We start from the raw sequence: 24577 nt of genomic DNA on the forward strand, positions 1-24577 counted from the left end.
CCGAATTTTAATGAGTTGCTGTTTGCCATGAAGTGTGAAAAACACCTTCTCTGTCAATTCTTTGATACGTGTGTGCTCCAAAATAATCACGTTGAGCCTGGATTAAATTTACAGGAAGTGATTCTGTGGTATAGGCATCGAAATATCCTAAAGCAGTCTGAATTCCTAAACTTGAAATTCCGTTTGAAGCAGCGAAAGATGCTGTTTTTCTCAACGAACTGATTTTATCTTTAACAATAACAGAAATATCCTGGTCTAATAAAATATTAGATAAATTAGAATCTTTAGAATACGCTGTGTAGAATTTTTCCAGCAATACTGAACGAATGATACATCCTCCTCTCCAAATTTTCACCACATCTTTTAATGGAATTTCAAATTGATATTCCTCAGATGCTTTTACCAATAAGGCTAAACCTTGTGCATAGCTTATTAAGGTCGCTAAATACAAAGCATCTCCTACTTCTTTGATAAATAATTCTATATTTTCCGGAGTTGCAATTTCATTTTTAGCATACAATTGAGAAGCCTGAACTCTCTCTTCTTTGTACGCTGATAAAATTCTTGAAGTAACGGCAATATCAATAGTCGGGATAGAAACACCAATTTCCATGGCTTGCTCGGAAGTCCATTTTCCGGTTCCTTTTGCGCCTGCTTTATCTAAAATCTGATCTACAAGAGAACCGTCTGTTAATGAATCTTTCTGGTGGAAAATATCTCTCGTGATCTCGATCAAAAATGAGTTCATCTCACCATTATTCCATTCTTTAAAGACTTGGTAAAGCTGATCGTTATTCAGGTTAGCTCCTCTTTTCAGTAAATCGTAAGCTTCACTGATGAGCTGCATGATGGCATATTCAATTCCGTTGTGGACCATTTTCACATAGTTTCCGGCAGAATCTTTCCCCATATAAGCAGTACAGGCTTCATTGTCTACTTTTGCAGAAATTGCTTCCAACATAGGTTGAAGAAGGTGGAACGCTTCCAGATCTCCCCCAGGCATAATACTAGGACCTGTTCTTGCTCCTTTTTCACCTCCGGAAACTCCCATTCCCATGAAATGTAGCTCTTTTGAAGCCAGATCAGCCACACGTCTGTTGGTGTCTTTGAAATAAGAATTCCCAGCATCTATAACGATATCACCTTTGCTTAAAAGTGGCGTAATACTCTCCAAAACTGCATCTACCGGTTTTCCCGCAGGAACCATAAGAATGATTTTCCTTGGAGTTTCCAATGCCGACACAAAATCTTCTAAAGTCACTGTACCTTTTACCTTCATTTCTGAAGTGGCACCGTCTTGTAATTCTTTTACTTTTTCTTCGTCAAGATCAAATCCTGCAATCGAAAAACCGTTATCAGCAATATTATACAGAAGATTCCTCCCCATTACTCCGAGACCAACCATCCCGTAATTATATTTATCCATTTTTATTGATATTTATATGAATTCTATTTTACGGAGTATAAAATTACGGAAATGCTAATTAGTAAAAAAATAAAAGCATGAAAAAAATCACCTATCTTTTTACATGTCACTCATTTATAAGCTGATAGTGTTTTACTATTTTTTATCGTAGTTCTAAAATTTATTTTTTTGTAAACAAGATAAAAAGATAGATGAATAAGCATAGATCATTCTGAATATTGATTTTTCTAAATTTTTAACAAAAGCGAAAAACAATATCTTTTTAACTGATTATTACATAATAAAAAACAGCATTATCGAAATAATTCGTATTATAGAATAATATCAATCCAATAAAGATTATTGTGATCAACAAATCATAAAGCTATTGACTACTAATTTCTAATTTTATTTGAACAAACTCCTTTTTAGTCCACTATATTTTTATTGGAATGGAGCTGATCCAGATTTGTTCCTTATCTCTGTTTTTATCAAAATTTTGTAGCATAAATTTCTGATCGTATTTTACTTTCTTGCTGAAATACAATTTATCATTGACGTAAATTTTTATTTTTTATGAAGCTCTTCTTAAGTAAAGAATAGATTGTTAAGAGTAAAAGTATCATAGTTCTATTGTATTAATTGCCTTGTGAAGCTCCGTTTAAATAGTCATTACTAATATCTTTTTCCTTTTTAAAATCCATTTTTCCGAACTTGTAGCTGAAACTTATTCCAAACGAACGAAGTGGTAATTCACGGACTGAATATGAGCTGTAATCATTGGTATCCACTGTTGTTACTTGCTTGATGTATTTATTAAAAGGATTGGTTGCTGTAATTCCTATACTGGCTTTTTTATTCCAAAACTGTTTTCTTGCTGCAATGCTGTAGGTGATCGACTGAGGATTTTTACCCTGTATATTTTTAGCAGCAGAATTGTAATTTCCAAACATTTCCAACATAACATCTTTTGGAAACTGATAATTCATATTTATATTGAATCGATAACGAACTCCCATATCCACATTACCAAAATAATCACTCACAATATATCTGTGAAACACCATCATATTCCCACGTATATTGAGTTTATTGCTAAAGAGAGGAACAGATCCTGATACAATACCTCCGGAATTATACTCTTTCCCAATATTATCTCTGGAAGCTACCGATACATTGGTATAATCTGTACCGTTTACGTTGTAAATTGGGTAAAAAGTCGTGATTTGTTTTAAATCCTGACTATTAATTCTTTCTGTAAGCGTTAGTGAAAGATTCGCTCCATTGCTGAAATTCTTATTATAGCCTAGCTCCATATTGTCTCCTATTTCAGGTTTCAATCCAGGATTTCCAGTTGTGATGTTATGAGGATCGCTAAAATTTAAAAACGGATTAAGCTCAGAATATTCAGGTCGTTCCACTCTTCTCGTATAGGCAAGTTTTACCGTTTCTCCACTTTCAAATTTGTGTGATAAAATGAAAGAAGGCACCAAAAGGCTATAAGCAGGAATATGGGTATTCTGATAATCTATCTTTACAGTGGTGTATTCATAGCGCGCACCAGCTCTTACATCCAGCCAATTGAATAATTGTAATGAAGAAGAAAGGTACGCCGCATACACTCCCATATCATATTTCAAGTGGTAAGATTGAAACGGATCTGATTGATATTGTCCAGATAAAGGGTCTAAAACATTGACATCCGTAGCATTGGTAATATGTTGAAGGATGGCTTTTGTTCCCATTTCAAGCGTTACTTTATCATTGATCGGCTGTACATAATCGATGGATAAATTATGCGTGTAATCTGTTCCGGGATTCCTCCCCGAAATACCATTATAAGGAGATAAACCTCCTGTTAAGCTTTGCGTTTGCAAATAATTACTATTGGGTGAGCCATAGCTTACAACATAATCTGCCGTCAGCTCCTGACCTTCTTTTTGAAATGTCTTTCTGTAGCTTAGATTTCCATCGATGGAATTAACAGAAGAACGGTTTAATGAATTTCTATAGCCAATAATCGACTGCTCACTTGAATTAGAAAGATCGGTAATATATTGCTCCTGGTTGATGAAACCAATGCTTTTGTTGGCAAAATCATTATAAGAAACAGAACCGCTTAAGGTATTGGTTTTATTAATTGACCAATCAAAACCTAAGCCTGTACGGTATCCATGTCTTTGAAAATCGGTATACCCATTTTGTAACAAACGGGTTTCATTGGTCGCTGAGTGAGAAATTCTGTCCTGAGAAAAAGGTGTTCTGGATTTCAACTGTGCATTTCCGCTGAAGAAAGCATTCAGGCTGAAATTATTATTTCTGAAATTCAGATTGACAGAACCTGTTTCAAAGCGTGTTCCTGCAGAAGCGTTTACAATTCCATTGATTCCTTTTACTTTGCTTTCATTCAGAACAATATTAATAATTCCTCCGGTTCCCTGTGCGTCGTATTTTGCTCCGGGACTTGTTACCGCTTCAATACTTTTGATCTGACTTGCTGGAATAGAAGCCAATGCATCTGCCAGGCTGTTACCAAATATACTGGAAGGTTTCCCGTTGATCAAAAATCTAACATTAGGATTCCCTTGTAATTCTACATTCCCATCAGCATCTACGGTTACCTGCGGAACTTTTCTCAAAACATCAATCGCTGCTCCGCTTTGGGAGGTTACATCATTCGCTACATTATATACAATCTTGTCAATTTTATTTTCAACAATGTTTTTTTTTCCAACAATGATTATTCCTTCTATTGTCTTAGTTCGATTTCCTGATAAGGAATCAATTGCTTTTGCAGGTATTGTTCCTGAATTTGTAGTTTGAGCATTCACCAATTGGGTAAATAATAAAATAAAAATAATTGATACTTGTTTCACAGCGTTATATAATTAAGCCACAAAAATGAAACCCAATTCTGTAAAAATTTTGAATTTATCTGAAGTATAGAAATAAAATTCTAATACTCTTTAGAATTTTAGAATATTTTCAAATCTATCATTTACGGCATTACAAAACTGATTTTACTCAATTATTAAACCTCAACTTCTCTTTTTACTGATTTTTATATTTACATTTGCAAATTATTAATATTTGGTCTAAATAAATATAATGAAAGCGAATTCCGTTTAATTAACATGAGTATACAAAAATGGCAGTTATCATTCTGCATTCCGTCGCCATTTGCCACCAGAAACTACAACATTCACCCAACACCTTAATCATTCCCTAGGAAACAAATCAAATTTGATGATTAGCTAAGGAATAAATTTTTTTAATTATGCTTAAACGATTAATTTTTTTATTTTTAATTCTCTCTTATTTTTCATCTTATGCTCAAACTAAAACAGGAAGCATCTCAGGAATCATCACTTCTGTTGATGATGAACCTCTAGAGCTTGTTTCGGTTTCGCTTCTGGAACTCAATAAAAGTACAACCACTGATATTAAAGGAAACTTTAATTTCTCTCAAATAGCACCGGGAAATTATATTGTGAAAATTCAGATGCTGGGTCTTAAAGAGCAGCAAATTCCCATTGAAGTAAAAGAGGGTGAAGATTCACCGGTAAATTATAAACTGTCTAAAGAGAATATTCAGTTATTACAGGAAGTAAGAATTGCGGGAAATAATTCTAAAGTTACCAGAAAAGAAAGCCCTTATGTTGCAAAGCTTCCCATTAAATACTTAGAAAATCCTCAGGTTTATAATATCGTCCCCAAAGAATTAATCAATCAGCAAATGGCTGTGGATCTGGGAAGTGTTTCAAAAAATGTTCCCGGTGCCGGTATTCCGATGATTGCCAATCAGGGAAGAGTAACATTCCGTTCCCGCGGATTTGATACGGAACCTAATGCCAGAAACGGAGTTGCCGGTGCCGCATTCTCCTTTTTAGACAATGCCAACCTGGAAAGAATAGAAGCCATTAAAGGACCTTCAACAACTTTATTCGGTACGCAGGTTTCAAGCAGTTACGGAGGATTATACAACAGAGTCACTAAAAAACCATACAACGGTACGGGTGGAGAAGTAAGCTATACAGGCGGAAGCTGGAATTTTAACCGATTGACTTTCGATGCCAATACGCCAATAAATCCTGATAAAACAGCATTATTAAGATTAAACGGTGCCACCACTTTCGAAAAAAGCTTTCAAGATAATGGCTTCACCAACAGTTTAGCCCTTGCACCAAGTTTTTCTTATCAGATCAACGACAGACTTTCATTATTATTAGACGTGGAATTTGGGATCGCAAAAGGAACTTCTGTGGTTCGTTTTAATCCTTATACAAAAAGTAACAAGATTCAATCTATTGCCGATATGAATTTCCCTTACAATAAAACATTTTTGGGAGATGATATCACCTACTCTACTCAAATGCTGAATATTTTTGGACAGCTAAACTATAAGATATCATCTTCATGGACGTCACAAACGATATTCTCTCGCGCAAGATCAACAATTAATGGTTATATTACCGCTTTAAACGGTCGTTCTGATACAACGCTACAACCAAGCGTTATTGTAGGAAATACCAATTTTATCGCTACCAATCTACAGCAAAATTTCATCGGTGATTTCTACATCGGGAAATTCCGTAACAGAATGGTTGTAGGGTTAGATTATTACAACAATTTCAATAATTTCGACAGAGTTACTGTGAATGCTCCGGTCGTTAATTTTGTCAATACTCCAAAAGATTACCGAGTGACAAGAGATATGCTTGATACGCTTGCCAACACCGGAACTCCACGAAAAGAAAAAAGTAGTGATAATACCTACGCCGCTTATGTTTCTGATGTTTTTGATATTACAGATCGATTAAAAGTAATGGCAAGTTTAAGAGTTGATAATTTCCATTACAATGGGGTTTATAACATTTTAACGGGTGAAACGGCTGGCGGTCTTAGTGTAAGCGGATTACAGGCAGGACCTTATACGCAAACCGCATTATCTCACAAATCCGGATTAATTTATGAAGTTTTAAAAGACAAAGTATCTCTTTTTGGAAATTATCTGAATGGATTCTTTAACATCAGCGGGGTTGATAAAAACGGAAATAACTTTATTCCTCAAAAAGGAAATCAATTAGAATTCGGAGCAAAAGCAGATTTGTTTAATCATAAACTAGTCGGAACCATTAGTTATTATGACATCAAGGTAGATCATGTTTTGAGAACAGATCCTGATGATGCCAATTTTTCAATACAAGACGGATCACAATACAGCAAAGGAGTAGAAATAGATATTACGGCCAATCCTATTGCTGGTTTAACCATTATTGCCGGATATGCTTATAACGACAGTAAGTTTACAAAATCTGACGCCTCTGTATTGAACCTTCGTCCTGCCGCTTCAGGTCCACAGAATATGTATAATTTCTGGGTAAGCTATGCGTTGACAAAAGGTAAGTTCAGTGGTTTCGGAGCAGGTTTCGGAGGTAACATCGGCAGTATGTCTTATCAAACCAACACCCAAACAGCTAAAGTGATTATCCCTTCTTATAAAATGTTTGATGCCAGCATATTTTATGATCGTCCTAAATACAGACTCGGTTTAAAAATAGATAATATTACGAGCGAAAGAGCATGGTCTGTAAGACTGACTCCTCAGGCTCCTATCCGATTTTTAGCAAGCCTTGCATTAAAATTTTAAATACCCTCTAAAAGATACCCGCTGTGAATAAGATTTTTTATTTGTTATTTTTCCTCCTACTCAGCAATTTTGCCTATGCTGATGGATATTGGTTAGAACTTGATGGTTCCGGTAAGCGCAATGATACACTCACCATAAAAATTCGTTATGGTGGGGTAAACGACGAAAAAGTGCGATACATCAAAAACGGAGATGATCTTAATAAAATGAAAAACTTCACCGTTACAGTCCTTAGCCCAAGTGGTAAAAAAATCACCGTTCCTATTCAACAGAAATATGATCATTGGATAGGATATTATATCCCAAAAGAAGACGGAATATTTCAAGTTGCCGCAATTGATACCAAGCTTCCCGTAGTTGAGCGAGAAAAAAATCTGCAAAACATTAAGCCTATACAATATTTACATGCTACCTACACGGTAAATAACGGTAAAAAATATAAAGAAGAGATGCCTTATTTATATCTATCTGTTAAGATTAAAAAAGATACTGCACTCGTTTTTCCTTTTATCAATGGCGTTCCGGTAAAAGCAGGAACTTCGATAAGAATATTTTTGCCCAATAATCAGGATATAAAAGTGACGCCTGATGATCATGGTACCGCAACATTTCCTCTATCTTTAAAAGGAAATTATCTTATCCGCCTGGATCAATATGTTGACAAAAAGGGAGTTTTTGAAAACAAGACATACTATTCGGAAAGACATCGCTATGATTATAGTCTTGAAGTTAAATAATAAAAAAAACTGTTTAAACGAATCAAAAAATTAAACCACAGAAGGTACAAAAGCTATTATTGGATCATTTAACACTTAGCTATTTTGTTTTGAAAACAAAGCTTGCAAAAGAATAATATTTCGACTCCGCTCAATATGCAAATATTTTTTTTTAACTTATGTGTTCTTTGTTTACAATTCATGGTTAACTTAAATAATGGCTAATTCTTTTGACTCTTTTGTGGTTAAAAGAAAAAAATTAAACAAGTTCATCATTTATCTAATCATTTTAAAGCCAACAATATCGTTCCTCCGATAATAAGAAGCGCTCCCATTGCTGTTTTTAAGGTCAATGTTTCTTTAAAAAAAAGTACCGCAAAAATAATGGCTATTGCTACACTTAATTTATCTACTGCCGCAACTTGCGAAACCTTCCCGATTTGTAATGCTTTAAAATAAAACAACCACGACAAACCTGTTGCCACGCCCGACAGCACCAAAAATATAATATTCTGTTTTGATAATGAACCGATTTCTTTGGCTTCTCCTTTTATCAATACAATGCTCCAAACCAATATAAGAATGATGATTGTCCTAATTCCTGTTGCAAGATTAGAATTGATATTAGACACTCCTATTTTAGCAAAAACAGCCGTGAATGCAGCAAATAGCGCTGAAAGTAATGCATAATAAATCCACATAGTAAAGGTTTTAAGTTAACATCAAAAAGCTTTTTCTTTATTATTGATACCTCCTGTATTTTCAAGATAAAAATGGGCTGCGATTACCAAAAGAATGCATCCCAGCACAAAGCCTCCTAGCACATCCGTAAACCAGTGTGCTCCTAAATAAACCCTTGATACAGCGCCAACAACTATTAAGATAACACAAATGCCTGAAAGAACAATCTTTATTTTTTTACTCAATCTATTTGTATTCATTATCATAAGAATCAGCGAACCAAAGAAAACCGTGTAAAACAAGACGTGTCCGCTTGGGAAACTTTGAAATTTGGTATCTTCAAGTAAGGTTACCAACTTGGCAGACGGACGAGGCCTGTCTATAATCACTTTGAAAAACAATCCCACCACTCCTGAAAATAAGGTAGATAATAATAAAATCGCTTCTCTTTTAAATTGTAATAAAAGTAAAGCCAACGACAAGGAAATAACGACCATTACAGAGGTGGAGGTTCTTCCAAACCAACTGATCCATATCATAAAGTTATTCATTCCTGAACTTTGATTCTCCTGGATTTCCCTTGAAATATGTAGATCTAAATACTGAGGTGGTTCCGCGATGACATACCAACTTAAAAACATAAATAGTAAGATAAGCACGGCAAAAATAACATATACAAAAGGTTCTATTTTTTTGATTTGAAAAGAGGAAAATCTCATAATTAGCATTTTATATCTGCAAAATAAAAGAATGATTCTGAATAAATTTTGAATATTGCTTAGAACCTGTGATAATTTTACTCAGGAATCATTATATGTCTAGTTGTTAATTTTTATTGAAAAGACTCAATAGGTCATGTTTGAAATTATTTTTTGATGAATGAGTTTAACGAAAAGTTGATGAATAATTTTGCTTTATTTTAAGTGGGCAAAGTGATGCGACTTCGTCGCTGATGAAGGATTTAGATAAAGATTTGAACGGTATACAAAAAATCAAACTTATAGGTTATCACAGGCTCTTATTATTGATTCATTATGCAAGTTTCCATATCTTATCATACCAATCTTTTTTACTGTTGATTGCTAATTCAAAATCAGGGTCCATTTGCATTTCCTGTATTTTATTGAAGGTATAATTTCCAATTTCTGTTAATGCAGGTTGTAGCTGAGACCAACATTTTCCTCCCTTTTGATATTCCCAATTTATAGGAAAATCAGCATGAGTCACTTCCTCAAAATCTCTGAGTTCAAAATTAGCGGGATTGCAATTTCGTTGTATCCATGTCTCGGGTTTAAACAATTCGGCTCCTTCGAGATCTCCTTCTTCAATAAGGTCTTCGTATTCTTCTTTGTCAAATGCATTGGATTGCTGCACTTCATGAATTGAATTTTGTCTGCTATCAAAATTGATAGAACTGGAGCCTGCATTTGGGTCTGTCCATATACTCACCGTATAGATTACATATTCTGGCTTTTCTGCTTTCAATTTTTCTATTGCTTTATCCACCATAGATTTCATCTCGGTAAGATAGTTTTCTTTGCTAAAAGCCATATACAGTTGTTTGATGTGATTTATATTGAATTAAATGTAGCAATTTTAAAACCATATAAAAACTTTCTCCTCAAAATAAGTAATCTGAAAGAAGATCATTGAAAAGACTTCATCATCAACAAATCCATCCGTTCCTAGTGAAAGCGATTCCCTATTTCTTATGGCTCCCTAAACCCTTCATCCATTGAATAGCGAGATTAAGGGGTTCCGGGGATTTAGAAGAAGCTGTATTATGACCTAAATCTGGAAATAAGTGATATTCATAAGGCTTACCTTGTGCTTTAAATTCATTTAGTTTATCAATTGATAACCCTACAGGAATCTGCACATCTTTGCCTCCAAAAAGCCAAAGTCCACGAATTGAAAGCTGGGCTAATGCATCACTAGGATCAGTAGCTGTGAATTGATAACGATCAGCATCGTGATGGGTATGTTCTCTTGCATCAGCTTCCGTATGCGTATCCCAAAATTGAGGTTTTCCTTCTGTGTAAAACTGAAACCTCAGCTGTTCGAGTGTTGTAACAACCGGTCCGCTAAATAATATCATAAAGCTAATTTTACTATTATTTTTAGCCGCTTTAGGAATGACCCAGCCAGCCTGACTAAAACCCATTAAACCCAACGGAACATGAACATTCGGAACATGCGCTAACAGTTCTTTGGAGGCAGCGCTCGCATCCAGGGCCAACAAATCAAGATTGGAGGAATCCACATTATTGGTGCCCACTTCCGGTCCTACATATACTCCACCTGATTTTCCAACTCCGCGTTTATCATACGTCAGCACCGCAATGCCATTTTTCGCCAAAAGTGAAGCCATTTCTATCATTCTTGTTTCCTTACCCGATCCATGAACGAGGACTACCAAGGCATGGGGATGCTGAGGTTTGTAAATCGTTCCCGCCAAATTAACCCCGCTACTCTTGAAGTTAATATCTTCCGTGGTAAAGTCGGTTTGATTGGATAATGCAATGGTCTTTTGCGCTGTTAGGCTTATGCTCAAGCAGCAAAGTAAAAGAAGGATGGAGTGTTTCATGATTTTTATTGGTAAGACTTTATGCCTCGTTTGTAATTTATTTTTTCTAACTAATTTCTAAAATTTCTACCGCAATTTTGCTGGCAGATGCTATTTCATTGAATCAAGAATCAACTATTTATTTTCAGAACAATACTATCAGACACTGCTCCTGATTGCGCAAAAGTAGTGTTTGACAAAAATATGAGAAATGAGAATAATAGAGTTTTCATGGTCAGTTTTGTAACAGGAGTGATGGTAAAAATATATCGTTTTATTTCTTCTCTTTTAACCAACTTATTGCTTTTTTAATTTTTTCATCCTGACTTAAAACCTCAAAATTATCACCGTTGGAAACCATGATATTGGGTTCAATGTTTTTAGGATAGATCTTTTTATTTCTATCTGAGGCATAATCTACGGCTAGATTAAGACCAGAATATTTATTCAATTCAAAACCTAAATTAGTGGTTGTATATCCTGCAGAAGGTTCACCAATGAGAGTAGATTTAGCTCTCCCGATGAACGTTATTGCCGTCATTTCTCTAGAGCTTGCCGTATTTCCACTTATTAAAACAGTAATAGGAAGATTTTTTTTAATGGGATATCCTTCATATTTTATCGTCGATACTTTTATGGAATCTACATAAAAAGTTCCTTCTTTAATGATCCAATCTCCATCAGGCTGATGGTTGGGCGTAATAAATCCTCCTACTCTTCCCTCACCAATCAATTCTGATAAACCGGCAATCATCGGATACATATTCCCTCCGGTATTGACTCTCAGATCAATAATCCATCCTTTAATTTTACGGTCATTTACCTTGGCGATCGCATCTTTAATGTCTTTCGCAATGCTATCCATATGCTTTGCTCCAAAATCATTATTTCCGGGAATCAGAATATAGCCAATGTCTTTTCCTATCTTTTCTGAATGTACAAATGTGTATTTCTTAGTCGCTTTTTGTATGGTATTATTTACCTGAACATCAGCCTTTTTATTCCAACCAAACGTTTTGTTTTTATAGTGTAAACTTCCATGATGATCATCTATTTGTTCAAAAATATAAGGATAGATCGGCAAAATATCTTCATAACGCTTTGCTCCGGAAGCCTTCGCATAAACATCTTTACGCAATTGTTCCCAATTAACATTTTTACTGTTTAATGCGTTGGTCTCAATAATATTCAAGCTTTTATCTAAATATGTTTTAACACTGTCAACCATACTTGTTGAGTCTCGCTGCGCCATTATGATCAATGGAAATAATAAGAATGGAAATATGAAAAATTTATACATGTTGTTTTGTAAAACGCTTTTAATATTTAGCTAAAGTAATCGTTTGTATGAATATTGATGGGGAAATTTTATGATAATTTGGTTGAGTCAAGAAATAGGCTATCTTTTTATCCTAAGATTTCTTTCAACACCTTTTTACCATTGTCATTATTAGGATTGAGTTCGATGGATTTTTTATACATTTTAATGGCATCCTCTTTTTTTCCGTGCTTTAAAAGTACTTCTCCATAACTATCATACGTATTCCAGCTTAAAGGGAAGAGAACCGTATTTTGTTTGAATGCATTTTCAGCCTCCACACTTTTGTTATTGAACATCAATGCGTACCCTAATGAATTCATTTCATCTTCATTTACATAATAATTCGCAGTATCCTTTTTTATTTTACTCAATACTTTTTCACTTGCTTTTATTCCTTTTTCGGCCAAGGCAATTCCATAAGTTTTCGCCCCACTTTTCTTTGGCTTTTCAACATTTCCTCCGTTTAAAATCGTTAAAGCATTATCTGCAATCGGAACCACATTATTGGCATTATTATCAAAAAGAATGATAGCCTGATGTTTCGTTATATTTCTAAGAAGCATGGTACGTCCTCCTGGCAAACCGCCGTCATGCTTTACAATTTCTCCCATCGAAACATCTTTTCTTGTAATCCAGCCAAGAGCATATCGTTGTACATTATCATTTCCATTACTTAGCAAAACGGGAGTAAAAGCTTCTTTTAAAGTGGCTTCGCTTAGTAATTTACCATCATATAAAGCCGCATCATATTTTAGTAAATCTTCACAAGTACTTATTAAATCTCCATGTCCCTGAAAATTGAACCTTTCCGCCACTTTAAATTCTTCAATCGTCTCAGCTCTTTGCAACTCCTCCGAGTACGGATACTTTACAATATATCTCTTGGAAAGATTTTCATCAACACGACTAAAAAAATTAGATAATGAAGTATTTTTCATTCCGGCAGGTTCGAAAATATACTTTTCCAAATAGGCTCCATAAGATAATCCTGATATTTTTTCAATAATCAATGCAAGGATATTATAATTAACATTATTATAAGAAAAATCATCTCCAGAGGTAAATACTAAGGATTTTTTCTGAGAGGTAAAAGCGGGTATCAGATCTTTATTTGTAAAAACAGTATCCGGATGTTTAGCTATTAAAGGAAAAAAGAGTGAATCGTAATTCGCTAAACCAGCCGTATGAGATAAGAGTTGTTTTATGGTAACCTTTTTATAGGGAAAGTCATTCAAAAATTTTGAAACCGGATCTTTTAATTCTAATTTCCCTTTCTCTTTGAGTTGCAAAATGGCTGTTGAAGTAAAGGTTTTGGTAATAGAAGCAATGGGAAAAGAAGAATTAGCGTTATTATTTCTTTTAGTTAAAAAATCTGCATAACCAAAAGATTTCTCGTACAGAATTTTCCCATTTTCAGCAATCAAAACATTTCCATTGAATTGTTTATTTTCGGCTAAAGCAGAAAAAAACTGATCTAGTTTTTCTTGTTTATTTTGACCTGTCACGTTTAAAAAAGCAGTAATAAACAGAGTGAATAGTATTATTTTTGGTTTCATAGGTTTTAATTTTAAGAGCATGCTTTTCAATAATTTCAAGAAAAAAAACAACCCTTTTATTTATTGAATAAACATAAGGATGCTCATTAAATAAGTCTCAAATATACTGCATCACATGAGTTCCTAAAATGATTAATAATAACCATTTATTAGTTGATTTCAATTTCTACCTTTGTCCTCTGTTATTCTCTGTCACATACCACATTAGCCCTTTATAAAGGCTTGCTCAAACAAATGAGTTAAAAACACATTGAAATCCCATGATTTTTTAATGCGTAGATAACTGCATCCAACTCGTAAACAAATTTTAATATCACAATTAATTAAAAATCAGTCACATCTCCCTATTCTAAAAGTTCTCATGTGATGATAGCAGTAAAAAACAAACTCCCTATGGAAAATAAAGAACGACACTACCAAGCATTAGCGGAAAATAAAGGTCGATTAAACGAAATTGATCTCGGCGAAATGATAGGACTTGAGGAAGATGAAACAAGGCAAATAATTGTACAGCTTCTGTCTGAACATAAAATCGAAAGTCACCAATATCAACCCTGTAATTATACTGTAATAAAGACTAAAAGCAAAGTACTGTTCAAAAAGTAAAACCATATACCTCAATACCTTAAATAAAAATTATGAAAAAAGCTATTCTTCAATCGCTGTTATTTTCCTTATCTTTTGTGGCGTGTACTCTACACAATAAAAAGAATAATGATTATGACGCTTCGCAATCTTTTTTACCGATGCAAATCGGCAATTATTGGAAGGTTGATGCGCAAAACTATACTGAAATACAGGATACCCTGAGAATTGACGGGAAATTATATTTTAAATTTTATTCTCTAATTGGTGGCGATGCGGTATCTACTACTTATCTTCGAATTGATAAAGACAATCAATTACTGGAATCTTGGCCATCCGCAGCTGGTAAGGAATATCTCCGCGCTCAATTCAATGGAAAAGTGAATGACACTTTTTTTACCCTTAATGATAAAACTGTGAATGATCATAAAGTGACCATCATTGCAAAATCCGACAAGAAAATGACTTTTTCCTATGATACGGTTTACCATCCCAACCTGAAAGGACATCCCAACACGATTAGCTACCTTAAAGGACAAGGATTGGAAGACAATTGGAATACTATAAAAATAAACGGTGTCATCATTAAATAGCTATTTATATTTTGTAATTAATAAAACGGTAAAAAAACTCAACTATTTCATAAAATAAAAAAGAGAAAATGTGAATAATTACATTTTCTCTTTTGATTTAAAAGTGACTCCAAATGTACTGTTCTTTCGTACTTCTAATCGTTGTTACCTTTTCTTCAATAGTCTTTTTGAAGCAAGATCTCTTAAAATTTCTGATACTATTTTCTGTGTTATTGCTTTCGCTGCCATACGTTTTGCAAAGAATATTCCGAGCAGTAGAAATGGTCTGGTTGCCAATGATCCCAGTTTAGATAACAGGCTTGGTCCGTACTTTTTATTGATCCAAGTTTCTGCCACCAGCTGCTTCTTTTCGGCTTCAGTATCTATTTTTTCCACAGCCTTTCTTTGCCTGTCGGTTAGCTTGGCCAATTCAGCTTCCTTCGCTAGTTGCATGGCTTCCGTAAAATCCCGGCTTTGTAACAGACTGAATATTTTATTGAATCTCTTTTTTATTTTTCCTTCCAGTTTAAAAAGCTGCTCAGGATCATATATTGGCTTTTGTGGAATATCGTAATGTGTTCGCTTCTTTATTCTTTCATCAACATTCTCACTTAACAGATGAAGATCAGGGATGATAGGCAAATAAAAAATACCGCTTCCTTCTTTTTTCTCAAATTTAAAAGCATCAATCATTGCAGCTGTCCAGTTTCTGTGGATAGGATGAATGTCATCTTTACTCGGATCTGCGCTATCTTTATAATACGGAAACGAAAAAAAGTAACGCAGGAAATTACGTGCATTATTACGCCCAAGAAAGAAATCATGCTGCCGAAAACGGATATCAAGAAAACCACCAAACGCCATTGCTGAAGCACAGGCAATGGTATCGGGAGGTCCTACAATTTTATTCTTTTCATTGGTTCTCCATTTTCTGGGAAAGATGATGCTCCTGAAATATTGAGAAGGGTCTGTTTCCAGCATTTCCCTGCGTTTTATTCTAGACTGATCCATAAGCGTCCCAATAATGGTCTGCGCGACATCAATTGCATCATTGGGTTTGGAATAAGGTTTTTCCAGTTGGGCTCGGTCCGGAAAAGGATCAATCATAATGATTCCGTAACGAGGATATCCATCAGCAGGAGTATCTTTACTTTGATGACTTAAAATACTTAACACCTCTCTATAAGGTTCGTTATTAATCGCTCCCCCATCAATCGCAATAGAGGAATATTTCTTTGGAAAATATTTCAGATGAATTTTATTTTCAGAATCAGGATTATCATTCCCAAACTCTCCTGTAACAACCCGTTTAATGGCTGTTTTTAAATACTTATCGCTTAAATGCTCTGTCTTAAATTCACGAAAAGCCAATCCGATGGGAAATGCTCCTGTGGCAATCGTAGACAGTTTTAAGATATCAGCATAAGGCTTATCGTAAGGGTTTAACCACAAATATTTATCTGTATCGGGTTTAACGCCATTATTTAAATGATATTGAGTAACAATATAATGTTCAAATGTACTGTGGTTAGGAATCACACTTTTTCGACCCGATTTTGAAATGAGCGTTTCAAAATTCACATCAAGCGGAATACCGCGAAGAAAACAATGAGAATACAGCAGCTGAAGGTCTTTAGAAATATAAGAAGGAAGTTCTGCCGTCTTTAGGGCTATGTTACAATTCTCTTTTGTATGAAACGCATTGTCGGCAATGGTATCAATAAATTTAGAGTTTAGAAGTGAACCAAACTTTCCTTCATCCAGATCATCAGTATCCCATAGTTTTTCAAATAATGGTCTTGTATCCTTTTCATTATTGTCATCCATTAGAACCCAACTGTCATACAACAGATTATTCTTTATTTCATTGGGTTCTTCGGGTTGTACTACCGGATTGATAGCGCCATTCAATGCATAAATAGCAGACATTGTTGTAGTCATTCCACCTGCTGAAGCACCACCCATGGCATCAATTCTCACACAATGTTGAGGGATTTTATCAAAATATTCTTGAAGCACCTCCCCTTTCTTTGCCTTTTCCCAAAGATCGAGTATTTCAAAAAGATAGTCCATAACTCCGGCGGTATAGCAACCTGCTGAGACAGCCCCCGCCATCGTAATTCCTAAAGAAAATATTTCAGTTTTATTTTGGTCTTCCATAAAAAGGGTATTAGCCAGCGGCAAAGTAAAGATTTTTTTACTTTATATATCTTATTCTTTTGAAGGAGAATAAACTTGTGATCATTTTATTCTGTATTAATTAAATAAGGGCTAGCTATCCTAATTGCTGTTGAGTTTTCAAGCGTTTAAACAAACTCTACCTCACTATTTTACATTTATTCCGGTACCTGATCGTATTTCCCATTGGTTGCCCTCAGAATCTCCAACTTCTTTTTTTCGGCTTCATCATCTCTTCCTCTATTTAATATGATATTGAATTCAAGAGTGGAATTGGGCACCGATTCGTAATGAAAATTTTGGGTTTTATATCCTTTTGCCATATAGGCTACACTCACTGCTATAGGAACTTCCACAGCATCAAACCCCAGCATGAAATCGCCATTTTCACCTTTTATCCAGGATACATTTCGGCTCAGCACTTCCACTTTAGCCTCTTTAATCAGTTTTCCTTTGGCATTTTTAATATGTATTTTATAGAGAATAGACCCTTGAACCTGGGCAATTGACAGACCACAAAAAAAGAAAAAAAGCAGTAATAGTAATTTTTGAAAGCGAATCATGGTATTATTTTTATGTCTCCCAAAATAATCAATTTATTCATAGAACTGATGTAAACTTTTAGCCGCATTAAAAAGTTTAAATAACCTCATCATTACTATAACTTTTAGCCTTCTATTTCATTGCAATACAATTGATCTCAAAACGATTCAACCTATTTAAATATTTTCTGCGAAAACTGGTAAAGACATCTTCTCCAAGTCAGCCATTCATGGTAGGTTTGGGGAGATTCATATTGAGAATAAGGATATTTATTTTGAGTAAGATACGTAACGATCGTTTGATTAAATCCGAAAAATCGGGCTTCTTCCTTTCCTCCAATTCCTATAAAGAAAAACGGTTTTCGCTTTGATTTTAATAAATTACTGAGAGGAAGTTCTTTAAAAGGCTGACTTTCTGTCCCTTCATAAATAACAGGACTAAAAGAACCAATGGCTGAGAAAAGCTCTGGATGATTAGCTCCAATCAACATCGCCTGATAACTTCCGCGAGAAAGGCCTGCAATGGCTTTTTTACCATTCGTTTTATATTTACTTTCGATGTAAGGAATCAGCTCCTGAACAACAATTTTATCCAGATTTTTAGTAGACAAAACCGCTCTTGGATAATCATCCGGCCTTTTTTCTTCTTCGGGATTCAGTGCAATACCATAATCCATCACGACAATCATTTCTTTTGCCTTCTTTTCCGCAAAAAGATTATCAAGAATATTCCTGATATAACCTTGCTTTTCCCAACCCGTAATATCTTCACCAGTTCCGTGATAAAGGTATAAGACCGGAAATTTTTCAGTTCCGTAATTCGGAGGAAGATATACTTTGAAATTCCTTTTTCCCAGCGTAACTTTTGAATCAAAACTATCATCCATAATTTTGCCGTGTTTTACCTTTTTCTCAAAGAAGAAATCTTCCCCGGAAGGGATCTCAATTCCGCTTGTTGGCTGGCCATAGCCAAAGTAAAGTTTTGTATTGGGATCGTTGGTGCGTTTGCCATCTACAGTAAACCAGTAATAATGAAACCCTATTTCCAGCGGCGAAGTAGAAACATTCCAAAAGCCTTCTTTATCTTTATTTATCGTAGGTTTCAGATTTTGCATCCCATCTCCTCCTTCTAAAATAACAGATTTTGCGTCCGGAAAATATACTTTAAACTGAGTTTGCCTTTCGGTATCAACTTTTGGAAATTCTTTTCCTTCCAATGCGGTTATGGAAGTTGTATAATTTTGAGAAAATACCATGGCCGAACACAAGCCAAGAATGGAAGTTATTATCTTTAAATTTTGCATTGATATGGTTTTAACATCATAGTAACCTGCTTAATCACAGGTTAGAAAACATCATTATTTCTTTCTACTTATCTGAAGGCTTTGCACTTTCTGTGAGCTCATTGATTTTAGTAATAATCATTGGGTAAAACTTCTCAAAAGAAGGAAACTGAGATCGTGAAGTTTCATAGTTTCCAAAAAGCTTTACCAGTTCGGCTGTCCAGAGAAACCCTTTATCGGTTTGTTTGGATATTTCTGCCTGTACGGCATTATCACTTTCATGATGATCCATCATATATCTTACCACACACGCCCTAACTAACGATTCATTGATTACACTGTGCCAGTCATCATACCCTTCTGCATTCAACTTTTTCTCCTCTTTTTGTAGCAAGATTTTTCCGCTACGTTCCAGGCCAACTTTAAAATCTTTATGATCAAGAAGGTGATCAATAAAAGAATGGTTGAATTCATGAATAAGATAAGTAAGATAAACATCTTTTGGATATAAAGGCTTGCTTTTCTCATTAAAAGTCCATGAACCCATTATTGCATACACCATTTTCTTACCTCCTACAGGCATAACGCTTGGCCCGTAATTGGCGCCTCCATTGGCAAGACCGATTACGACCTGATAATCAACTTCATGATCACCATAATAGTTTAAATACCAGTTTTTATCGAATTCATTAACCGATTGATCAAATGCTTCTGTTGCTTCGGCATAGACTTCTTTATGCGCATCAAAAAAATCAGAGAATTTTGTGGTTTTATAAAAAGTATTGGCCAGCTTAACAAATCTGTTGGCATCTGCTTCAGTCCATTTATCATTAAGACTATTGGCGCTTTCCTTCACTCTGATCAATTCATTGTTTTTAAACTTTAGCTGAACAGCAAGAAACATCACTTTCGAAAAGCCTATATTTTTCTTCTCGGCAAGCTCTTTGGCAAATTGCACAACCGGATCATTTTTATAAGGATCAAAATAAACATGAATATCCTTTACATACGTCTTGGCAAAGTTCATATTATATTCAGGGTTGCCTGCCAGCCTGAAAATAATACTAAAGAGCTCAACCCTCGGATCTACTTTGGACTTCACATTATCCTCTGCAAGCACAGGTGAGGAGATAGACAACAGCAATAACAAGACAATCAGTTTCATAAAAAAGGGATATTAGACTGCTGGCAAATGTATATATCCTCTACCAATCATACAAGTTATTGTTTTAGCAACTTCATAAAGGTTTAAAAGAATTATCTCTATGGGATTATAACAATGTTTTATTTCAAAATTTAGGCATTAAGTTAACATTAAATAAAAAATTTAAAACGCTAAATGGATATATTAATATTGAATTCCAAATGCCTGGTAATTATAAAAAAGATGCAAAAATTCCTGTAGCAATTTCAATTGATGACAAAGTTTCGGATTAAAATTATAAATCTATTATTTGTTGTAAAGCATATCTAAACTACGGTAAGAGATCCACTCTTTATATTTTACACTTGCTTTATCTAAAACAAAGATCTTCAACCTATTTTCATTCGGATTTTTAGAAAAATTAGCCGTATAGATTGTAAAATAAACGGTTTTATTTCCTTTATCTTCCCAAACTTGGATATTTTCCTCCATATGGTCTTTTTTAAACTCACCATTCTCATCAAGGAAGATAGGCCTTTCTTTAGTATTCACTTTCTTCTCTGCAAAATCGGGTTTATACCCTACTCTTTTTTCAATCGAGCTGATTATAGTTTCTGCATTAGAATTATTAATCAATTCCATTTCATAGCCCCATATTTTTTTATTAGTCTTTAAATAAAAAACGGAAATATTATCTGTCCCCGACTGTAAGGCATTATTAAATATTGACAGATTAATATTTTTATCTTTTGGAAATTGAAACTCTTCATAATCACCTGAAATATTATACTCATCTAAGGCATTATCATTACTACTTAGCCCTATTCCCTTTAATAAATCATTTATATTAGATCCGAATTTCAATTCTTTAAAATCAAATTCTTTCTGACTGTTATTTATCGTATTATCTATTTTATGTGCTTTAGAAGTAGTTTTCTCAGCCTTTTTTTCCTGACAATTCATTAAAACAACGCTGAAAACAATTTGGCATATGATGATCTTTTTCATTCCACTATTTTTACATTTAAATTCTTATTTCAAAAAGATATGCAGAGGTAATTAAATCAAGCATATAGTATGGTTGGTGTAACAAGATAATATTTTAAATCGACGCTAAGTTTTACAAAATATTTAATAAAAACAATCGATAATTACTTGTTAAGTATTTTACCTGTTTCATCATCTATTAAAAAACTATAATTAGGCTGAGAATACCATTCTCCCTCTACAAGTTCACTTTTGAGAACATGGATTTGATAGTATTTTTTTGGAGCAGCATCCGGAGTATCATGGCGCAATGCTACAGCTTGTCTTGTATCATAAATATCCACTTTCTTTTCTTTTAATACAATCTCACGAATCTGTTCAAAGGTGTGTTTAAAGCTTTTATCAAAATTGGTATCTTTTATTAATTTACCATTTTTATCATATTCTCTTACATATACTATTGAATTATTGAAATTCATAGTTTCATGTTTTAATGAACCTGATTGATCATAAATATAATTATACTTGAGAGGACTAAATTTTTGATCTATATTTTCCATATATTCCTTTTCATGCCCTTTTGAAGTAAAAGTTGTTCCATATTGTGTAACCACATGAAAGTCTTTTGTTTCGTAGTCATACATATCCGGATGATCAGTAATTTTTCCCTTTCCTTTATTTTTTTCAAAATTTTCAATATTGAAAATCCTTGTTTTTTTTGGATTATTTTTATCATTCGTTTTGGATTGACCATCGCAACCAATTAAAAAAAACAAAATCATTATTAAAAATACTTCTCTCATCTTTTGAAAATACTCGGATTAAAATAAATCAACGCTTAATTGAAAACAACTTTCATTAAAAAATATATTACATTACAGGAATACCTATTTTATCTATAAATTTTAAATATTTTCTGCTTATTTTCGCAGTCTGCATCTCTTTGATTTAAATAGATTAAGGAATTTTTTTTCATTAAAAATTTTTCATTAAAAAATTCTATAAAAAACTTTGTTTCTATTTTTGGTCTACAATTATCTTTTGTTGTGACTATTTTCTTTTTAATTCGTTCCATCATTTCTGGGCATAATAGAGAAAAATGGCTAACATATAAACATGTTTTTGGCATCACAGAATTTAAGATTAATAAATTATTCTGGAGCGTCCAATTTCCTTCTGATAATGATTCGCTATCAGCTGTTTTTTCATAAAAACTGAATTTATTATTTGGTAAAATTGTCAAATATCCTTTATTATCTGTGTATCTTTCTACTTTCCATGTTCCGTATTTTTTTTGGCTTTGGGCAAATACGTGAAAGCAGAAAGTAAAAATCATTAAAAGTATTAGTGATTTATTATAGAACATTATTTTTTAGTATTTCGATGGTGTTAATTTAATATAGTTTTAATCTTATTGATTTATTCGTGGATAAATATTTTACCCGTTTCATCATCTATTAGAAAACTATAATTAGGCTGAGAATACCATTCTCCACCTACAAGTTCGCTTTTGAGAACATGGATTTGATAGTATTTTTTTAGAGTAGCATCCGGAGTATCGTGGCGTAATGCTACAGCTTGCCTTGTATCATAGATATCCACTTGTTTTTCTTTTAATACGATCTCACGAATCTGTTCAAAGGTGTGTTTAAAGTTTTTGTCAAAATTGGTTTCTTTTATTAATTTACCATTTTTATCATATCCTTTTGTTACTAATACAGAATTATTAAATTCATTCATTTCGGTTTCTCTATACCCAGAAAGATCATATGTATATCTATATCTGTAAGGACTAAATTCTTTTGAAACTTCTTCTGAGTAATAATCATCTTGTTCATACTTAGACTGAACTATATATAATCCATCTTGAGTTTTATAATCATAGATATGTGGATCATCATAAATTTTACCTCTACCTTTATTTTTTTCAAAATTTTCAATATCAAATGTTTCCATTTTATCTGTAGTAGTTTTATGATTAGTTTTGGTTTGACCATCGCAACCAATTAAAACCAAAAAAATAATTATTAAAAATACTTCTCTCATCTTTTGAAAATACTAGGATTAAAATAAATCAACATTAAATTTCACACAACAATCGATAATTACTTGTTAAGTATTTTACCTGTTTCATCATCTAGAAAATAAGGTAAGAACTGGTACGAAATACTCCGTTACTTTATAACATGGTAATCAGATTTAAGAACCGTTTTACCTGTAGTTCCATCGATTAATAAATACTCCATTTTTTGCTCTCCCGTTTTATATTTTAAAAATACTTCATAATAGAAAACACCATCTTTTAAAGTTCTGCCTGCTGCAGAACCTTCACTCTTATCTTCTAAATTAATTTGATATTCTTTTTTTATTTTTTCAATTAAATCATTAATAGCAAACTTATAAGGTTTTTCATAGTCTATTTCTTTGATAAGATTGCCTTTTTCATTAAACTCTTTCCATTTACCAACATTGGTCTGATAAAAGAAATCCCCTGTTTTAATAAGAATATTACTCATATCGTATTCTTTATAAACACCCAAAGATGAACCATTTAGATTTATTCTTTCAGCATAACCATGCTTGTCGCTTTTCTCAATTAGTTGTACCAAATCTCCATTTGTCATTTTATAAAATCCCATATCATCAGTTGGTAAATTTTTGTATTTGTATAGATTGAAGCGTTCCATAGTATCTTTTTTTAAAGGATTGTTTAATGTATCTATTTTATCCGATGATAAGTTTTTTTTGTTCTGACCATCACAGCTGCTCAAAACAAACAAAATCATTATTAAAAATACTTCTCTCATCTTTTGAAAATACTAGGATTAAACTAAACCACTATGGACTTAAAGTCCATAGGTTTGGTTTGTGGACTTAAAGTCCACGATTCGTATGCAACCTACTCAATGATAAAATTACTTTGGTCCTGATCAGTGGGATTGAGATGATGCTCCAAATAGGTATTCAACATTTCATCTGTGATATTACCTGTACTCCAACATCCAAATCCTATAGCCCAAAAATGACGACCCCAATAACGCTGCTTCAATTCAGGAAATTCAACTTGAAGTTTTCTTGAACTTCTTCCTTTGAACAATTTAACAAGTGTACTTATATCTTGATTCGGACGATATTCTATATGCATGTGAACATGATCTTTTGACACAACTCCTTTCAAAATTCGAATATCTTCTGCTTCACAGATTTGAAGCAAAATACTGCGACAGCGTAATTTGATATCGCCTTCTAGAACTGGAAAACGATATTTAGTAACCCACACAAGATGTGCCGTTAATCTACTTACACTATGACCATTGCTGCGTTGATAATCCACTAAACAAAGATAACATTTTTAGAAACTGAAAGTAAAATGCACTAAAGTACATAGTTT

The 24577-nt window shown here is 33.6% G+C and carries 22 protein-coding genes; 4 read left to right on the forward strand and 18 right to left on the reverse strand.

The window, feature by feature from the left end; translation table 11 throughout:
• Nucleotides 1-7 precede the first annotated feature (7 nt).
• Together gndA and AMQ68_RS04130 are read right to left on the reverse strand one after the other, a co-directional pair.
• The gene (gene gndA, locus AMQ68_RS04125; protein ID WP_054509328.1) at nt 8-1426 is read right to left on the reverse strand and encodes an NADP-dependent phosphogluconate dehydrogenase; all 1419 of its coding nucleotides are present in this window, start codon (nt 1424-1426) and stop codon (nt 8-10) included.
• 617 nt (nt 1427-2043) lie between these two features.
• Nucleotides 2044-4281 (reverse strand): TonB-dependent receptor, encoded by a 2238-nt coding sequence (locus tag AMQ68_RS04130; protein WP_054509329.1) that lies wholly within the window; start codon nt 4279-4281, stop codon nt 2044-2046.
• A gap of 401 nt (nt 4282-4682) precedes the next feature.
• Between AMQ68_RS04130 and AMQ68_RS04135 the strand changes: the two genes are divergently transcribed.
• Together AMQ68_RS04135 and AMQ68_RS04140 are read left to right on the forward strand one after the other, a co-directional pair.
• The gene (locus tag AMQ68_RS04135) at nt 4683-7055 is read left to right on the forward strand and encodes a TonB-dependent receptor (protein ID WP_054509330.1); all 2373 of its coding nucleotides are present in this window, start codon (nt 4683-4685) and stop codon (nt 7053-7055) included.
• Between the two features lie 23 nt (nt 7056-7078).
• A complete protein-coding gene (locus AMQ68_RS04140; protein ID WP_054509331.1) occupies nt 7079-7792 on the forward strand; it encodes a hypothetical protein in 714 nt (237 codons plus the stop codon).
• 263 nt (nt 7793-8055) lie between these two features.
• Here the strand turns inward: AMQ68_RS04140 and AMQ68_RS04145 are convergent, their stop codons facing one another.
• From AMQ68_RS04145 to AMQ68_RS04170, 6 genes are all read right to left on the reverse strand, one after another.
• Nucleotides 8056-8472, reverse strand: a complete 417-nt coding sequence (locus AMQ68_RS04145; RefSeq protein ID WP_054509332.1) for an EamA family transporter — start codon at nt 8470-8472, stop codon at nt 8056-8058.
• Between the two features lie 21 nt (nt 8473-8493).
• Nucleotides 8494-9171 (reverse strand): phosphatase PAP2 family protein, encoded by a 678-nt coding sequence (locus AMQ68_RS04150; RefSeq protein WP_054509333.1) that lies wholly within the window; start codon nt 9169-9171, stop codon nt 8494-8496.
• Nucleotides 9172-9484: 313 nt separating this feature from the next.
• Nucleotides 9485-10003, reverse strand: a complete 519-nt coding sequence (locus AMQ68_RS04155; RefSeq protein WP_054509334.1) for a hypothetical protein — start codon at nt 10001-10003, stop codon at nt 9485-9487.
• Between the two features lie 151 nt (nt 10004-10154).
• The gene (locus AMQ68_RS04160; protein WP_054509335.1) at nt 10155-11039 is read right to left on the reverse strand and encodes a S9 family peptidase; all 885 of its coding nucleotides are present in this window, start codon (nt 11037-11039) and stop codon (nt 10155-10157) included.
• Between the two features lie 253 nt (nt 11040-11292).
• Nucleotides 11293-12318 (reverse strand): S41 family peptidase, encoded by a 1026-nt coding sequence (locus AMQ68_RS04165; RefSeq protein WP_082383965.1) that lies wholly within the window; start codon nt 12316-12318, stop codon nt 11293-11295.
• 107 nt (nt 12319-12425) lie between these two features.
• Complete coding sequence (locus AMQ68_RS04170) at nt 12426-13895, reverse strand: serine hydrolase domain-containing protein (protein WP_160317962.1); 1470 nt, start codon at nt 13893-13895, stop codon at nt 12426-12428.
• A gap of 393 nt (nt 13896-14288) precedes the next feature.
• On the opposite strand from AMQ68_RS04170, the gene AMQ68_RS04175 reads away from it, so the two are divergent.
• Complete coding sequence (locus AMQ68_RS04175; RefSeq protein ID WP_054510019.1) at nt 14289-14501, forward strand: hypothetical protein; 213 nt, start codon at nt 14289-14291, stop codon at nt 14499-14501.
• Between the two features lie 32 nt (nt 14502-14533).
• Nucleotides 14534-15073 (forward strand): hypothetical protein, encoded by a 540-nt coding sequence (locus AMQ68_RS04180; RefSeq protein ID WP_123905601.1) that lies wholly within the window; start codon nt 14534-14536, stop codon nt 15071-15073.
• A 144-nt stretch (nt 15074-15217) separates the two neighbouring features.
• Here the strand turns inward: AMQ68_RS04180 and AMQ68_RS04185 are convergent, their stop codons facing one another.
• The 10 genes from AMQ68_RS04185 to tnpA form a co-directional block, all read right to left on the reverse strand.
• Nucleotides 15218-17212, reverse strand: a complete 1995-nt coding sequence (locus tag AMQ68_RS04185; RefSeq protein WP_054509339.1) for a patatin-like phospholipase family protein — start codon at nt 17210-17212, stop codon at nt 15218-15220.
• A 176-nt stretch (nt 17213-17388) separates the two neighbouring features.
• Nucleotides 17389-17793 carry a hypothetical protein gene (locus AMQ68_RS04190; RefSeq protein ID WP_054509340.1) on the reverse strand — a complete coding sequence of 135 codons (405 nt, stop codon included), beginning with the start codon at nt 17791-17793 and terminating at the stop codon, nt 17389-17391.
• Nucleotides 17794-17945: 152 nt separating this feature from the next.
• A complete protein-coding gene (locus tag AMQ68_RS04195) occupies nt 17946-19076 on the reverse strand; it encodes an alpha/beta hydrolase-fold protein (protein WP_082383966.1) in 1131 nt (376 codons plus the stop codon).
• Between the two features lie 64 nt (nt 19077-19140).
• A complete protein-coding gene (locus tag AMQ68_RS04200) occupies nt 19141-20220 on the reverse strand; it encodes a DUF4932 domain-containing protein (RefSeq protein WP_054509342.1) in 1080 nt (359 codons plus the stop codon).
• A gap of 285 nt (nt 20221-20505) precedes the next feature.
• On the reverse strand, nt 20506-21207 hold the full coding sequence (locus tag AMQ68_RS04205) for a hypothetical protein (RefSeq protein ID WP_054509343.1): 702 nt from the start codon (nt 21205-21207) through the stop codon (nt 20506-20508).
• A 143-nt stretch (nt 21208-21350) separates the two neighbouring features.
• The gene (locus AMQ68_RS04210; protein WP_054509344.1) at nt 21351-21989 is read right to left on the reverse strand and encodes a hypothetical protein; all 639 of its coding nucleotides are present in this window, start codon (nt 21987-21989) and stop codon (nt 21351-21353) included.
• An 89-nt stretch (nt 21990-22078) separates the two neighbouring features.
• The gene (locus tag AMQ68_RS04215) at nt 22079-22522 is read right to left on the reverse strand and encodes a hypothetical protein (protein WP_054509345.1); all 444 of its coding nucleotides are present in this window, start codon (nt 22520-22522) and stop codon (nt 22079-22081) included.
• 83 nt (nt 22523-22605) lie between these two features.
• Nucleotides 22606-23232: a hypothetical protein gene (locus tag AMQ68_RS04220; protein WP_054509346.1), complete on the reverse strand. Its 627-nt coding sequence runs from the start codon at nt 23230-23232 to the stop codon at nt 22606-22608.
• 128 nt (nt 23233-23360) lie between these two features.
• On the reverse strand, nt 23361-23993 hold the full coding sequence (locus tag AMQ68_RS04225; RefSeq protein ID WP_054509347.1) for a hypothetical protein: 633 nt from the start codon (nt 23991-23993) through the stop codon (nt 23361-23363).
• Between the two features lie 92 nt (nt 23994-24085).
• Nucleotides 24086-24520, reverse strand: coding sequence for an IS200/IS605 family transposase (gene tnpA, locus AMQ68_RS04230; protein ID WP_054509348.1), 435 nt, complete (start codon nt 24518-24520; stop codon nt 24086-24088).
• Between the last annotated feature and the right edge of the window lie 57 nt (nt 24521-24577).

Source organism: Chryseobacterium sp. ERMR1:04 (genome assembly GCF_001297705.1).
Lineage (GTDB): Bacteria > Bacteroidota > Bacteroidia > Flavobacteriales > Weeksellaceae > Chryseobacterium.

Bases quoted from the DNA above. Each gene is read 5' to 3' on its own strand.
- AMQ68_RS04215 (WP_054509345.1), bottom strand. From the start codon at position 22,522: ATGATTTTTACTTTCTGCTTTCACGTATTTGCCCAAAGCCAAAAAAAA.
- AMQ68_RS04160 (WP_054509335.1), bottom strand. From the start codon at position 11,039: ATGAAACACTCCATCCTTCTTTTACTTTGCTGCTTGAGCATAAGCCTA.
- AMQ68_RS04190 (WP_054509340.1), bottom strand. From the start codon at position 17,793: ATGATTCGCTTTCAAAAATTACTATTACTGCTTTTTTTCTTTTTTTGT.
- AMQ68_RS04185 (WP_054509339.1), bottom strand. From the start codon at position 17,212: ATGGAAGACCAAAATAAAACTGAAATATTTTCTTTAGGAATTACGATG.
- AMQ68_RS04205 (WP_054509343.1), bottom strand. From the start codon at position 21,207: ATGAAAAAGATCATCATATGCCAAATTGTTTTCAGCGTTGTTTTAATG.
- AMQ68_RS04200 (WP_054509342.1), bottom strand. From the start codon at position 20,220: ATGAAACTGATTGTCTTGTTATTGCTGTTGTCTATCTCCTCACCTGTG.
- AMQ68_RS04135 (WP_054509330.1), top strand. From the start codon at position 4,683: ATGCTTAAACGATTAATTTTTTTATTTTTAATTCTCTCTTATTTTTCA.
- AMQ68_RS04195 (WP_082383966.1), bottom strand. From the start codon at position 19,076: ATGCAAAATTTAAAGATAATAACTTCCATTCTTGGCTTGTGTTCGGCC.
- AMQ68_RS04175 (WP_054510019.1), top strand. From the start codon at position 14,289: ATGGAAAATAAAGAACGACACTACCAAGCATTAGCGGAAAATAAAGGT.
- AMQ68_RS04150 (WP_054509333.1), bottom strand. From the start codon at position 9,171: ATGAGATTTTCCTCTTTTCAAATCAAAAAAATAGAACCTTTTGTATAT.
- AMQ68_RS04180 (WP_123905601.1), top strand. From the start codon at position 14,534: ATGAAAAAAGCTATTCTTCAATCGCTGTTATTTTCCTTATCTTTTGTG.
- AMQ68_RS04210 (WP_054509344.1), bottom strand. From the start codon at position 21,989: ATGAGAGAAGTATTTTTAATAATGATTTTGTTTTTTTTAATTGGTTGC.
- AMQ68_RS04165 (WP_082383965.1), bottom strand. From the start codon at position 12,318: ATGTATAAATTTTTCATATTTCCATTCTTATTATTTCCATTGATCATA.
- AMQ68_RS04225 (WP_054509347.1), bottom strand. From the start codon at position 23,993: ATGAGAGAAGTATTTTTAATAATGATTTTGTTTGTTTTGAGCAGCTGT.
- gndA (WP_054509328.1), bottom strand. From the start codon at position 1,426: ATGGATAAATATAATTACGGGATGGTTGGTCTCGGAGTAATGGGGAGG.
- AMQ68_RS04170 (WP_160317962.1), bottom strand. From the start codon at position 13,895: ATGAAACCAAAAATAATACTATTCACTCTGTTTATTACTGCTTTTTTA.
- AMQ68_RS04155 (WP_054509334.1), bottom strand. From the start codon at position 10,003: ATGGCTTTTAGCAAAGAAAACTATCTTACCGAGATGAAATCTATGGTG.
- AMQ68_RS04220 (WP_054509346.1), bottom strand. From the start codon at position 23,232: ATGAGAGAAGTATTTTTAATAATTATTTTTTTGGTTTTAATTGGTTGC.
- AMQ68_RS04145 (WP_054509332.1), bottom strand. From the start codon at position 8,472: ATGTGGATTTATTATGCATTACTTTCAGCGCTATTTGCTGCATTCACG.